This is a genomic window from Virgibacillus sp. SK37, from assembly GCF_000725285.1.
GTDB lineage: Bacteria > Bacillota > Bacilli > Bacillales > Amphibacillaceae > Virgibacillus_Q.
The window spans coordinates 3019135-3033217 of sequence record NZ_CP007161.1 but is presented as its reverse complement, the minus strand read 5'-3'; the positions used below and the strand labels follow the sequence as shown (position 1 = coordinate 3033217).

General features: G+C 39.8%; 11 protein-coding genes. All 11 read left to right on the top strand.

Annotated elements, in window-relative coordinates; translation table 11 throughout:
* Positions 1–11: 11 nt before the first annotated feature.
* A complete protein-coding gene (locus X953_RS15200) occupies positions 12–920 on the top strand; it encodes a proline racemase family protein (RefSeq protein WP_040956343.1) in 909 nt (302 codons plus the stop codon).
* A gap of 67 nt (positions 921–987) precedes the next feature.
* Positions 988–2418, top strand: coding sequence for a Na+/H+ antiporter NhaC (nhaC, locus tag X953_RS15195; RefSeq protein ID WP_040956342.1), 1431 nt, complete (start codon positions 988–990; stop codon positions 2416–2418).
* Between the two features lie 21 nt (positions 2419–2439).
* Positions 2440–3339: a 4-hydroxy-tetrahydrodipicolinate synthase gene (gene dapA / locus X953_RS15190; protein ID WP_040956341.1), complete on the top strand. Its 900-nt coding sequence runs from the start codon at positions 2440–2442 to the stop codon at positions 3337–3339.
* Positions 3340–3360: 21 nt separating this feature from the next.
* Positions 3361–4845, top strand: coding sequence for an aldehyde dehydrogenase family protein (locus X953_RS15185; RefSeq protein WP_040956340.1), 1485 nt, complete (start codon positions 3361–3363; stop codon positions 4843–4845).
* Positions 4846–5324: 479 nt separating this feature from the next.
* Positions 5325–6359 carry an ABC transporter ATP-binding protein gene (locus X953_RS15180; RefSeq protein ID WP_040956339.1) on the top strand — a complete coding sequence of 345 codons (1035 nt, stop codon included), beginning with the start codon at positions 5325–5327 and terminating at the stop codon, positions 6357–6359.
* Positions 6319–7392, top strand: coding sequence for an ABC transporter ATP-binding protein (locus X953_RS15175; protein WP_084715716.1), 1074 nt, complete (start codon positions 6319–6321; stop codon positions 7390–7392). Before X953_RS15180 ends, X953_RS15175 begins: the two co-directional genes overlap by 41 nt.
* Before the next feature lie 15 nt (positions 7393–7407).
* Entirely contained in the window at positions 7408–9159 is a 1752-nt protein-coding gene (locus X953_RS15170; protein ID WP_040956338.1) for an ABC transporter substrate-binding protein, read from the top strand.
* Positions 9160–9469: 310 nt separating this feature from the next.
* Positions 9470–10429, top strand: coding sequence for an ABC transporter permease (locus tag X953_RS15165; protein ID WP_019377455.1), 960 nt, complete (start codon positions 9470–9472; stop codon positions 10427–10429).
* 11 nt (positions 10430–10440) lie between these two features.
* Complete coding sequence (gene opp4C, locus X953_RS15160; protein WP_019377454.1) at positions 10441–11361, top strand: oligopeptide ABC transporter permease; 921 nt, start codon at positions 10441–10443, stop codon at positions 11359–11361.
* Positions 11362–11541: 180 nt separating this feature from the next.
* The gene (locus tag X953_RS15155) at positions 11542–12252 is read left to right on the top strand and encodes a TetR/AcrR family transcriptional regulator (protein ID WP_019377453.1); all 711 of its coding nucleotides are present in this window, start codon (positions 11542–11544) and stop codon (positions 12250–12252) included.
* A gap of 82 nt (positions 12253–12334) precedes the next feature.
* Positions 12335–14065 carry a Xaa-Pro dipeptidyl-peptidase gene (locus tag X953_RS15150; protein ID WP_040956337.1) on the top strand — a complete coding sequence of 577 codons (1731 nt, stop codon included), beginning with the start codon at positions 12335–12337 and terminating at the stop codon, positions 14063–14065.
* The last annotated feature ends 18 nt before the right edge of the window (positions 14066–14083 follow it).

The following is a 14083-nucleotide window of genomic DNA, read 5'->3' as shown; positions in this document are numbered from 1 at the left end:
GGGGGGAAGGCATGAAAATCAATCAAATGTTAACAACCATTGATACCCATGTGTGTGGGGAGGTATTTAGAATTATTACTTACTCGCCAATGCAATTAGCCCAGATCAAGTCGGAGCAAAATGCTCTAACACAGCAATTTCATAAGGAAAAGGCATTATTATTAAATGAACCACGAGGCCATCGAGGGGTAAATGGATGTATTGTTACACCATCCAACAAGGCAGACTATGCCGTCTCATTTATCCATCATGAGAATGAAAGACATTTCAGTTATAGTGGTCTGCTGGCAACACTAACAGCTTTACTGGAGACTGGAAATATCCAAGTAAAAGAAGATGGAATTTATCATATAGAAACCATAAAAGGTACTTATCCTATACACGCTCGTTTTAATAATTCAAGTCAAGGTCTCGAATTACTGCATATTGCAAGTGATGTATGTAAGCTAATAGAAGAAAGCGAGAATTATAGCTTGGTTGAAATTGATCATTCAAGGAAGTATGTGCTTTTTCAACTTCCGAAGATCATCCCAGAGATTGATATGGCATACTTATCTGACATTTTGAAATGGGGAAAACAGACGGTTAATAGATTGAAGGAAGCGGTTCACTTTGAAGGCGTAATTCTGGCAGACCGTATTGCTGATAACGAGTTTAAATCCGTAACTTTTGAAAGAGATGGCGCCATTCTTCGATCACCCGGTATGGATACTACATTTGCACTATGTACAGCTTTTGAGAACGGAAGAGAGCCAAATGAATTGGTAAATCGAAGTATATTCGGAAGTGAATTCAGGGCAAAGGGGGTGGAAGGGAGTGAAAGGAGGTATTCTATCCAGACCCGACCATTCGTGACAGGGGAACACCAATTTATTTATGACCAAGAGGATCCATTGGAAGAAGGATTCTTATTAAAGTAGTAGCTCATGTATTTCAAATTTCAAAATGCAAGCGTTTTCTTTGCTGAATAAAAAAGGAGAGTGAAAAATGAGTGCTGATAAAAGATTGCCTACGTTATCTGAAGTCCTGTTTGTATTAGTATCCTTTATTCTAATTATGTTTTTCTTTGTTGTGGAATTTGGTATACCGATTCAGCTGGCATTACTGACAACATGGTTTATGATCATGCTTGTTGGCTGGAGGATCGGCTACAAATATAAGGAAATGCAAGATGGACTACTAAAGGGAATTTATGATGGCTCTGAAGCTGTCCTAATTCTTATTTCTGTTGGAGCTTTGATTGGAACATGGATTGCAGGTGGGATTGTGCCGAGTATTATTTATTACGGACTTTCGATTATCCACCCAAGTATTTTCCTTTTGGCAGCATTTGTGATTTGCACAATTACGTCCATAGCTACGGGAACGTCTTTTGGTTCTGCAGGTACAGCAGGAATAGCGATGATGGGAATTGGTGCAAGCTTTGGTTTACCATTACCCCTCGTAGCAGGCGCTGTTATTTCGGGTTGCTATGTTGGGGATAAACTATCACCTTTATCAGACACAACTGTAATGACTGCATCACTTTCCAAGGTGAATGTCATTGACCACATCAAGTCCATGCTATATGTAAGTGCACCTGCATTTGTAATTGCAGGAATCCTGTTTGTGGTAACTGGCTTTTTCTTTATGGAAAACAATGGGGATCTTTCTCAGGCTAAAGCTACAATGGCTTCACTTGAGGAGTATTTTAATATTGGTTGGTACATGGTTATCCCAGCAGCAATCGTCATTATTTTATTGGCGATGAAAATGCCATCCATTCCTGTCATCTTATTTGGAGCATTACTTGGTTCTATTTGGGCCTTTCTATTTCAAGGTGTTGGTATCTTGGATTCTATCAATATTTTGTATGCCGGAAGTGAAATAAGTTCTGGTGTTGAATTCATTGACAACCTGCTTAATAGGGGCGGCATCGTCTTTATGTTAGATGTAATAGTGTTAATTCTGTTTGCACTTGGTGTTGGTGGATTAATGGAAAAAACAGGTATCTTACGAGTGATATGTCTAAAGATGTTGTCATGGGCTGACAATGCTGGTAAGACAACGGTTACTACGTTGCTTTCCGGATTCTTTGGAAACTTCTTCGGTGGCGCAGCTTATGTTTCCATTATCACAGCGAGTAAAATAACGGAGGAAAACTATGACCGTTTAAATATTGATAGGCGCGTTCTCTCAAGAAATACAGAAGCAGGAGGAACAGTAACAACGCCTATGGTTCCATGGTCTGATGGTGGTGTGTTTATGGCAGCAACTCTTGGTGTTTCTACAATAGCCTATCTGCCATTTCTGTGGTTTAACTTTTTGGTAATTATTATCTCTGTTCTTTATGGGTACACCAATAAATTTATTTGGTATACCAACCAAGACAGAGAGAATGTAAAGAAACAGGATGATCAGAAAATAGCAAGTTCATAAAACAATTTAGGAGGAATTCAAATGAAAGAATTAGTAGGAGCATATCCGGTTTTAATTACACCAATGTTTGACAATGAAGAAGTAAATTATGATGGACTAAGAGATAATATCGAACATTTTATTAATCAAGGCGTAGCCGGAATTGTTGTTAACGGAAGTACTGGAGAATTCGTGAGTTTAACAAAAGAGGAAAAGTTTAAAACTGCTGAACTGGCTGTGGAACAAGTAGCCGGACGTATTCCATTAATTATTGGTACTGCAGCTGAGACGACAAAAGATGCAATTATGTACACACAACATGCAGAAGAGGCCGGAGCAGACGCTGCATTAGTAATCAATTCCTATTATGCTCATCCGAAAGATGAAGAAGTCTATGCGCATTTTAAGGCAGTAGCCAATTCTGTTAGCATCCCAGTGATGATATACAACAATCCATTTACCTCAGGTGTCGATATTGGAACGGAAACGATTCTTCAAGTAGCTCGTGATGTGGATAACATTACACATATAAAAGAGTCTAGTGGGGAAATTCGTAAAGTTCGTGATATTACACGTCAAGGGAAAGGGTTTCTGAAAACATTCTGTGGCGCAGATGACCTCGTTCTGGAATCACTATTAGTTGGAGCAACAGGCTGGATCTCAGTTGCAGGAAATATTGTTCCGAAGATTGCTACCGACTTGTTCACTAGTGTCCAAGAGGGTGATTTAGATAAAGCGTGGGAACTATATGATCAGATTCTTCCATTATGTAATTTCCTGGAGGGTTCAGGTAAATATGTACAGATTGTTAAACGTTCCATGGATTTACAAGGACTTGCGGGAGGGCCATCCAGGAGACCAAGATTATCATTAACGGAGGAAGAGGATGCTAAATTGAGAGAAATCCTGGAAACTCTATCAAATCTATATCTATCAAAATAAATATTCGAGGAGGATGTTATCATGCTTACTTCACAAATAGATTTAAAACCAAAGGTAAAAGCGTTTTTAGAGGGGGAGAAGGAGCTATTTATCAATGGGGAGTATGTTCCCTCAGTTAGTGGAAAGAAATTTGAAGTAGTTAATCCGGCCACAGAAGAAGTGTTAGCCAGAGTAAGTGAAGCACAAAAAGAGGACATTGATCTAGCAGTCAAAGCAGCACGCCAAGCGTTCGAGGAAGGGGAATGGAGAACAATTACTGCAGCTGAGCGATCACATCTCATTTACAAATTTGCTGATTTAATAGAGCAGAACCGTGAAGAACTTGCCCAATTAGAGTCACTTGATAATGGGAAACCATATTCAGTTGCACTTACCGATGATATTGATGGCACTGTGGAACATTTTCGCTACTATGCTGGTTGGGCAACAAAGGTGCTTGGTCAGACAGTTCCTATCTCACAAGACTATTTAAATTATACCGAGCATGAACCAGTAGGGGTTGTCGGTCAAATTATTCCTTGGAATTTTCCTTTATCGATGGCTTCTTGGAAATTAGGCGCAGCTTTAGCTACCGGTTGCACATCTGTTATTAAGCCTGCCGAGCAAACACCACTATCATTATTATATGTCGCTAGTTTGCTCAAGGAAGCTGGCTTTCCAAAAGGGGTTGTCAATATTGTGCCTGGCTTTGGGAAAATAGCCGGTGAGGCAATTGTTAACCATCCGGATATAGATAAACTTGCCTTCACTGGTTCAACAGCTACGGGGAAGTCCATTATGCGTAAAGCTGCGGATACGGTTAAAGATATCACATTGGAGTTGGGTGGCAAATCGCCAAACCTTATCTTGGAAGATGCAGATATTGAAAAGGCGATCGAAGGGGCATATGAAGGAATAATGTATAATCACGGACAAAATTGTAGTGCAACCTCACGTGTTTATGTGCATAGAAAACATTATGATCGCGTAGTAGAAGAGTTGGCCAAACGGGCCCAGGCAACAAAGCTAGGTAATGGAATGCACCCGGAAACAGAAATGGGGCCACTTGTCTCCAAAAGGCAATTTGAAAGAGTACTAGATTATATTAAGATCGGAAAAGAAGAAGGTGCCAGACTTGTAGTTGGTGGAGAGAGGGAATTTGATAAAGGCTACTTTGTCCAGCCTACTGTATTTGCAGATGTTGAAGACCATATGCGTATTGCAAGAGAAGAGATATTCGGTCCAGTAGTTGCCGTGTTCCCTTTCGATACTACCGAGGAAGCTATTCAGCGTGCAAATGATAGTGATTATGGACTTGCAGCGGCAGTGTGGACGGAAAATATCCGTACAGGGCATCAAGTGGCTCGGCGCCTAAAAGCTGGTACAGTATGGATCAATGATTGTAATCAGGAGAATCCGGCAGCAGCATTTGGCGGATATAAGCAATCAGGTATTGGCCGTGAAATGGGCAACTATGCGCTGGATAATTATACAGAAGTAAAAAGTGTTTGGGTGAATTTACAATAAAGATAAGCCGCCTGAGATAAGGGCGGCTTATTTATATATATATTGTGATTCAAAATAGAATATTAATAAAGGCACTCCTGTTTACAACGGAAATGGTTCAGTAGCAAACCTTTATATAATACAAAAATTTATATTTAAGTTTTATCAAGGTATAAATACCTACACCCGAAATGAAGTAACAGGTTGAAAGTCTTGGGTTATTTATTCATTTATCTGTATATTCAGGCGTACAAACGTAAATTAAATGATAAGAAGAGTTAAAATTCAAATAGATGTTAATAACTTGCGTATCCTCCGTATTACTAAGCAATAGTGCTTTTGACTTTGTATCCCCTTACAACTATACTTATGAACATGTTCATAAAATGAATCTGTTTAAAATATGATTAATATAATGAACATCAACCTTCCTATTAAAGCTCATTTTTAAACTGATTTACCTGAGTTTGTGAATTAAATCTCATGAAAGGAGTGCTTCAATGACGGATCAAAAAGATGTGCTACGAGTAGAAAATCTCAAAACCTATTTTTATATGAAAAATAAAAAAGTTGCGAAAGCAGTTGATGATGTATCTTTTTCAATTAAGCGCGGCGAAACGGTAGCATTGGTAGGTGAGTCTGGTAGTGGCAAGAGTATGACGGCCTTATCCATTATGCAATTAATTAAAAAACCCGGCAAAATAGCTGGCGGGAATATTTCCCTTGAAAATCAGTCGCTTACTGGTTTTTCCAAGAAGAAATTCGAGCGAATTAGAGGGAATGAGATCGGCATGATATTCCAAGAACCAATGACCGCTCTTAACCCTGTATTTACGGTAGGCAATCAAATTATTGAAATGATTGTTAAGCATAAAAAGGTTAGTAAAAAAGAAGCACGAAACAAAGCAATTGAGCTATTGGAGGTCGTGGGTATTTCACGCCCGGAGCAAATCATCAACAATTACCCTCATCAGCTTTCTGGTGGTATGCGTCAAAGAGTCATGATTGCGATGGCGATTTCATGTGAACCGAAGCTGCTTATTGCTGATGAGCCGACAACTGCTTTGGATGTTACTATTCAATTGCAAATAATGAATCTTCTATTTAAACTCCAAAAAAAATTCAACATGGCTATCCTTCTTATCACGCACGATTTAGGTGTGGTAGCCGAATATGCAGATCGTGTCATGGTAATGTATGGGGGGCAAATTGTAGAACAATCCGTTACAAAGAAGGTGTTGTTCGACACAAAGCATCCGTACACTGAAGGGCTGCTAAACAGCCTTCCTGATATGGATCATCCAACATTACGTTTAAAAGCGATTAAAGGGACGACCCCACCTGCTTCTGCATTTCCAACAGGATGCCGATTCGCTCCACGTTGTCCTTATGTAATGGAAGAATGCATATCACAAAATCCACCACTTTTTGATACAGGTAACCATCATCTTTCACGATGTATTCTTCATAAAGAAGGAGTTGAAACAGATAACAATGGCACAGGAAACCAGTCAAAAAATAAACTTACCATCTAAACAAGATCTAAACATGTTCCATCACAAACAAGCCTCTAGCGCGTCTGAGGTTATAAAGGTTACCAATATCAAAAAATACTTCCCTATTAAAGGTGGTCTCTTAAGACGTCCCGTAGGGCATGTGAAAGCTGTAGATGACGTCTCCTTTGCAGTTAATAGAGGAGAGACACTTGGCCTTGTTGGAGAGTCCGGTTGTGGCAAGTCAACACTAGGAAGGGTCCTTGTACGACTGTTAGACGCGACGAGCGGTGAAATCAGCTTTAAAGGTGAAACAATAACTAACTTATCCCCTCGAAAAATGCGTTCTTTCCGTAAATCCATTCAAATGATATTTCAAGATCCATTTGGTTCATTAAATACCAAAATGAGTATCAGGCAATTAATAGAAGAACCACTCATTGTTCAAACTGACTTGTCCAAAGCGGAACGGAAAGAAAAAGTGGAAAGCATGATTCAAAAAGTAGGATTGCGTATTTCCGATTTGCAGAAATATCCTCATGAGTTTTCCGGTGGTCAAAGACAGCGAATTGGTATTGCAAGAGCGCTCATCATGAACCCGGAGATCGTTGTATGTGATGAGGCCGTGTCAGCACTTGATGTATCTATTCAAGCACAGGTACTTAACTTAATGAAAGACTTACAGGAAGAGTTAGATCTGACATATGTATTTATTTCGCACGATTTAAATGTGGTCCATCATATGAGTGACAGAGTGGCAGTGATGTATTTGGGGCGCATCGTAGAGATGTCTTCAAATGAGGATATTTATGCAAGACCTCTTCATCCGTATACTCAATCTTTGCTACAGGCTATTCCGACAGTGTCGGAAACCGAAAATGATCGGCAAGTAACTATAACGGGAGACGTACCGAACCCGGCCAATCCACCGTCGGGGTGTGCATTTCGAACAAGGTGTCCATTTGCAAGTGAAATATGTTCACAAAAAAGACCTGAGCTGCAGGAAGTAGAATCTGGTCACTTTGTAGCCTGCCATTTATACAATAAGGATTTTAATGAAAAGGTGACAAAATAAAGGAGATGACTAAACATGAAAATAAATAAGTTATTTGTTTCTATTACATTGCTACTCATGTTAATTGTAACCCTTACAGCATGCAGTAATAATTCAGGGAATGGGAGTGAAAACGCCAACGCAGAAGATCCAGGTGAACCGCAGGAAGGCGGTAAGGTCGTAGGGGCTATGGGAACTGCGCCTGGCGGAGTATTTAATCCAATTTTTTATACCGATTCCTATGAAGAAAAAATGCTTGAATTCACACATGAAAGCCTTGTTACTCAAAATGACAAGCTTGAATTCACACCACAGCTAGCAGAAGAATGGACAATAAGTGAGGATCAAACCGAAGTCACTTTCAACATTCGTAAAGATGTTAAATGGCATGATGGAGAGGACTTTACCGCAGATGATGTTGTCTTTACATATCAAACCTTGATGGACCCTTCCTATGTAGCTTCCGGAGGGCTAAGAACCATTTTTGTTGAACCATTAAAAGGTTATGAAAGCTACAGCAAAGGGGAAACAGATAAATTTGAAGCAGTGGTTGCAGAAGATGAGTATACCGTTACATTTAAATTTGACCAACCGAATGCCAGCTTACTATACTACACAAGTTTTCCGATAATACCAAAACATATATTTGCGGACATGCCGATTGCCGATATTATAAAAGCACCTGAATCCCGTGACCCTGAAAAAGTGGTTGGTACTGGACCATTTAAGTTCTCCAGTATGGTAGAACGTGAAAGCTATGAAATGGTCCGTCATGATGATTATTGGCAGGGAAAGCCTTATTTGGAAAAGGTTGAATGGAAAATTGTAGAGCCATCTGTCATGATTGGTCTTTTGGAAAAGGGCGATATTGATTTCATTGCACAGCCTGATAATATTCCAGCAGCTGATTTCGAACAAGTGGCAGGGAATGAAAATATTAAAACAATTAAGCAGCCGGATTTCAGTATTGACGTTCTTGGATTTAAGCTCAACCACCGGACAGCTAAAGATGTCCAAAATAAAGCGATCAATCCTGATAACTGGAAAGTCAATGAGAAAATTGCTAATCCGAAAGTTCGCCAGGCGATTGCCTATGCAATTAATCGTGAAGGCATTGTTAAAGGTCTGTTATTTGGCCAAGGAGAAGTGGTCGAATCACCAATACCACGTAAGTTCTGGGCATATGACGATGAGGCTGTAAATCATTATGATTTCGATCAGGAACAAGCGAAGAGTATTCTTGATGAGGAAGGTTATGTGGATACAGATGGAGATGGTATGAGAGAAGACCCAGACGGTAATAAGTGGATTCTAAATTTAAATTACCCAGCAGGCAAGGATCGCCAAGGGCCTATTATTGAGCAGCAACTGGAGGAAGTAGGTATTAGTGTGGATTTGCGTCAGCCAAAGGAATTCTCTGCATTTCTAGAAGATATTGAGAATGATAATAATGACTGGGATCTCTACCTGATTGGCTGGGGACTGAATAGACGAGACCCTGACCCATCTGAGATTTATTCTATTAAAACACCTTATAATTATGCTAGATGGAACAACAAAGAGGCAGACAAGTTACTTAAAGATGCGACAGAAGGTGCAGATGCATTTGAACAGTCTAAACGAAAAGAAATTTATGCTGAATGGCAGGAGATATTTTCTAGAGATCTACCTGAATTGATTTTATATGAAGAACAGGCGCTATGGGGATATAATAACCGATTGCATGGCATTGATCCATTGCCATTTACTATGTATAACAATACGCACGAATGGTGGGTAAGCAAATAACAATAGATATTGAAACCCGATGATATGGGCTTACAGTTACACGGCCTAAGGAAAGAACTTTTACCAGTATCTGCACTAGCACGTTATGGTTGTTATTAACCGAAAGTTCATCTCCATAAGATATAGGAGCACTAAGACGGTGTTTGGACGCAATGGACATATTCAGTCGCCTTGCGTTCTTCCCGTTAATTGTGGAGATATCGTAGTGAAGAAGTGTATCGTTTTTAATGGCGGTGTTACATTCAAATTTACTGTGATCAAAAACGTTAGTAGATAACTATTTTTAAATTACATCATAAGGGGTGATCAAATGGCTCAATATATTATACGGCGGATACTTGTGTTTATCCCCATGCTATTTATTCTAACCATAATCATTTTTAGTCTTGCTAAAGCAGCCCCAGGTGATCCGTTTACGAGAAATATTGACTCTAGTGTTGACCCGGAGGTTTATGAACAACAGCGGGAAGCACTCGGCTTAAATGATCCATTACCCGTTCAATATTTTCATTGGCTCGGGGGATTTGTTACAGGGGACTTTGGTGAGTCACTCCAATATAAAGGCCGCTCTGTGGAGAGTATTGTCGGAGAGAGGGCTACAAATACGGTTTACCTGAGTTTGTTTGCGCTTTTTATTACCTTTATTTTTGCCATTCCAATTGGGCTTTACTCGGCAAGGAACCCTTATTCTATGCTTGACTATACGGCAACTACATTTGGTTTTTTAGGCTTGGCTATTCCTAACTTCTTCTTCGGTCTTGTTGCCATTTATGTATTTTCTATTAACCTTGGCTGGTTTCCGGCTCAGGGCTCTGTGTCAGGGAATACAGAGGGAATTGCGCGTATCTGGGATCGCTTGCATCATCTAGTTCTTCCAGGCTTTACGCTTGGTCTTGCAGGTATTGCTACATATATGCGTTATGTACGCTCCGAAGTCATGGATATTATGGAGAGTGATTATATCCGTACCGCAAAAGCTAAAGGGATGAGTGAGTCGAATATCTTGTATAAGCACACACTTAGAAATGCACTAATCCCCATCATTACACTACTGGGATTCGAACTGGGAATCCTGTTAGGTGGTGCGGTGATCACTGAACAGGTGTTTAACTATCCAGGTCTCGGTTCATTATTTATCGATTCTATTGTGAACAGAGATTATCCAGTTATTATGGCAATTAATCTATTACTTGGAACAACAATTTTATTTGGAAATTTGCTTGCTGATATTTTATATAGTTTTGTTGATCCAAGAATTCGGTATGATTGAGGGGTGAAAATATGAAAGGAAGTAATAATGGCGTAGCACTTAATATGGATGAGCAGCATGGGGATCATATTGAAAAACCTAAAACCCCTGCAAAAATGGCTCTGGAGCGATTTTTGCAAAACAAACTTGCTGTGATCGGCACAATTGTCTTAGTCATCATTGTATTAATGGCTGTATTTGCACCACTATTGACAAGTCAGGATCCAACAAAGAGTGATCTGATGCTTGTTGAGAATAAACCATCCTCCGAGCATATTCTTGGTACAGACGGATCCGGTCGGGATAATTTCGCCCGATTGTTGTATGGTGCAAGGACATCGTTAATCGTTGGATTTAGTGCCATGCTATTTACACTTGTGTTTGGAATTATAACAGGAAGTCTGGCAGGTTATTATGGAGGTAAAGTAGATGCATTGATTATGAGAGCAGCTGATTTGGTTTATGCTCTTCCTTTCTTTGTCCTTGCATTGACAATTATTTCAATTGTTGATGAAGTGACAATTGGCATCTTCGTTATTGTGATTGCCTTTACTACATGGCCGAATTTGGCCCGAATTATTAGAGCGACATTTCTCAGTTTACGGGAACAAGAATTTATTTTGAGTGCAAGGGCGATCGGAGCAGGGGACATGCGTACAATTTTTAAACATTTTCTTCCTAATGCGCTTGGGCCTATTGTTGTTAATGCAACATTAATGATGGCTACAATGATTATTATTGAGTCTGGTATGAGCTTTATAGGAATGGGGATACCCCAGCCGACACCGACATGGGGAAATATGATATCAGAAGCTCAAAACATTAGAATCTTACGCAACCATCCTGAAGCATGGATTCCGCCTGGACTTCTTATATTATTAACCGTTTTATCAATTAACTTTATTGGTGACGGCTTGCGTGACGCCTTTAATCCCCAGAGTGATCAACGTTAAGGAGAATGTTGATCATTCTCTAAATTTAACGTAGAAATGTGCTGAACCTTTTTCATAAAACGATAAATGTAAAATGAGATCAATGATCAATAGTAAAATCAACTAGTTGCTGTGTTGTCCGACTTTTGAAGGGAAAATGGATTGTTCCAGTCATTATATTTCCATGTGGAGTGTGAAGGAATGAACGAAAAACGAAAAGAAATTCAGAAGGCAAGAATGTGGAACTACTTTTTGGATGCAACCGAAGAAATTATTAATGAAAAAGGATTACAAAAAATAACCATTCGGGAAATTGCTGATAAAGCGGGGTATACGAGTTCTACCGTTTATAATTATTTTCAAGATATTTCCCATTTGAAGTTTTTTGCGGTCATGCGTTATACCCGTCCTTATATACAGGAATTACCAAAATATATGGCATTAGGAAAAAATACCACCGAACAATGGCTGTATGCATGGGAATGCTTTTGCAAACATTCATTTAAGCTACCGGAGATTTATTCTTTACTTTATATCGATAATCTTGGTAAGGTTCCTGACGAATTAGTACATGAATATTATGCGGCATATGCCAATGAATTGGTTAATCTATCTGAGGAAGTAAGATCCATTATAGTAGAACATAATATTTCGACTCGTAGCTCATTATTTATAAAGCCAGCTATTGATGAAGGATTTATCCATGAAGAAGATGTATCATACATTGCGGATACAACGATGTTGATTTGGACAGGGATGATAACAAATCTACTTAATTTAAGGAGAAATTATACAAAAAAGGAAGCCGCTAAAAAGACAATGGCCTACGTTTATCAAACTATCTTAAATACCGTCCCGGCTGATAAACAATCTGCCATCAATTATGCGTACGAGGAAAATAGAGAAATATGACCAGTGGGGTTGCACTTGGGATGAATTCTAGCACTTTCATGCATAAATGCCAGCACAGAATCAGTAGAAAGTGGGGTAAATAGTGAGTCGAAGAGGTAAGTTTAGTTTATTAATTAGTATCCTTCTAGCTTTATGTATAGTTGGACGTAGAGGAAAACAAGCACAAATGCAAATGAGCAAAAAACGAACATCGGACGAGTCTCATGCCTTTAAAAAGGCCATTCGTGAGAAGGTTTGGGTGGAAACATCTGTTGACAGCGATCACGACGGGAAGAAGGACCGTGTGAAAGTAGATATTATCCGGCCAGAGGAAACAGAGAAAGGGATACAGGTTCCGGTTATCTATAACATGAGTCCATACAATGCGGGACTTGTCTATCCGGACTATTACAATGTAGATGAAGAGCTTCATTGTCCAGCTCCTTCCTTTACAGAGGAGTATCATTATGATAAATACTTTGTTCCGCGAGGTTACGCAATGGTAAACGCCAGTAGTATCGGTTCAAAGGGATCTGACGGCTGTCCAACAACGGGGGACCCACAGGAGCTACTGGCGGCTAAGGCTGTTATTGATTGGTTGAATGGACGTGCCGATGGTTTTGATGAATCTGGAAATAATATTTCAGCATACTGGACGAACGGAAAAACCGGAATGATTGGCTTGTCCTATGAAGGCACCATCCCGAATGGGTTAGCGACATTGGATGTTCCTGGTTTAAAAACAATTGTGCCAATTGGGGCCATTAGTAATTGGTATGATTATTACAGGGCAAATGGAGCGGTAATTGCTCCTGGTGGATATCAGGGTGATGATGCGGACCGTTTGGCTAAAGGTGTTTTGACACGGGACAATCCTGACGTATGCATGGAATGTATGGATCAGATGGAAAAAGAACAGGATCGTAAAACAGGTGATTACAATGCGTTCTGGGATGAGCGGAATTATTTAAACGGCGTACATAATTTGAAGGCAAGTGTATTTCTTGTACATGGATTAAATGATATGAATGTGAAGAGAAAGCAGTTTGCCCAGTGGTGGGAAAAGCTGAAACAACATGATATACCACGAAAGCTTTGGCTGCATAACGGTGGACATATTGATCCGAAAGTAACTGGTGGTGATAAGTGGCTAAAGACACTCCATCGCTGGTTTGATTTTTGGTTGTATGATAAGGACAATGGTGTAATGGATGAAGCACAAGTGACCATTCAACAACCTGATGATACATGGATTCAACAAACGGAATGGCCCCATATAGACGCCCATAACACATTGTTTTATCTTGGCACGGATCCAAGTGGCAGAGGGGCCCTCCAAGAATTTGAGGGAGCAAGTGAAGAAGAAAAGGCTACATTTACGGACAATGCCTTCATGAAAGCAGAGGAATTAGTGAAGAAGCCCGAAGTAATAGCCCCGCATCGTTTGGCATACGTGACTTCAAAGCTTGATAGTCCAATACGTATCAGTGGATTTCCACAATTATCAATTCAGGCAAGTGTAGATCATCCAGCAGCTAATTTGACGGCATTATTAGTTGATTATGGCCCTGACGGTGCGACAGTCGTTACCAGAGGATGGATGGATGCATGCAATGTGGACTCGATTTGGCAATCAAAGGCTTTAGATCCTGGTCGTATATATACCTTCGAATGGGATATGGAACCACATGACTACAAATTTGAAAAAGGACATCAAATTGGTCTTGTACTTATGTCGAGTGATTATGAATATACAATCAGGCCGAAGACCAGTGTAAGTATTACTGTTCATTATGGTAAAAGTCACGTGATACTTCCACTTGTACACGTTTAGTAAATACAAAGGGAAGAG

Excerpts from the sequence above, each read along its gene's own strand:
- X953_RS15170 (WP_040956338.1), top strand. The coding sequence starts at position 7,408 with ATGAAAATAAATAAGTTATTTGTTTCTATTACATTGCTACTCATGTTA.
- X953_RS15175 (WP_084715716.1), top strand. The coding sequence starts at position 6,319 with ATGGCACAGGAAACCAGTCAAAAAATAAACTTACCATCTAAACAAGAT.
- X953_RS15155 (WP_019377453.1), top strand. The coding sequence starts at position 11,542 with ATGAACGAAAAACGAAAAGAAATTCAGAAGGCAAGAATGTGGAACTAC.
- opp4C (WP_019377454.1), top strand. The coding sequence starts at position 10,441 with ATGAAAGGAAGTAATAATGGCGTAGCACTTAATATGGATGAGCAGCAT.
- X953_RS15185 (WP_040956340.1), top strand. The coding sequence starts at position 3,361 with ATGCTTACTTCACAAATAGATTTAAAACCAAAGGTAAAAGCGTTTTTA.
- X953_RS15180 (WP_040956339.1), top strand. The coding sequence starts at position 5,325 with ATGACGGATCAAAAAGATGTGCTACGAGTAGAAAATCTCAAAACCTAT.
- nhaC (WP_040956342.1), top strand. The coding sequence starts at position 988 with ATGAGTGCTGATAAAAGATTGCCTACGTTATCTGAAGTCCTGTTTGTA.
- X953_RS15200 (WP_040956343.1), top strand. The coding sequence starts at position 12 with ATGAAAATCAATCAAATGTTAACAACCATTGATACCCATGTGTGTGGG.
- dapA (WP_040956341.1), top strand. The coding sequence starts at position 2,440 with ATGAAAGAATTAGTAGGAGCATATCCGGTTTTAATTACACCAATGTTT.
- X953_RS15165 (WP_019377455.1), top strand. The coding sequence starts at position 9,470 with ATGGCTCAATATATTATACGGCGGATACTTGTGTTTATCCCCATGCTA.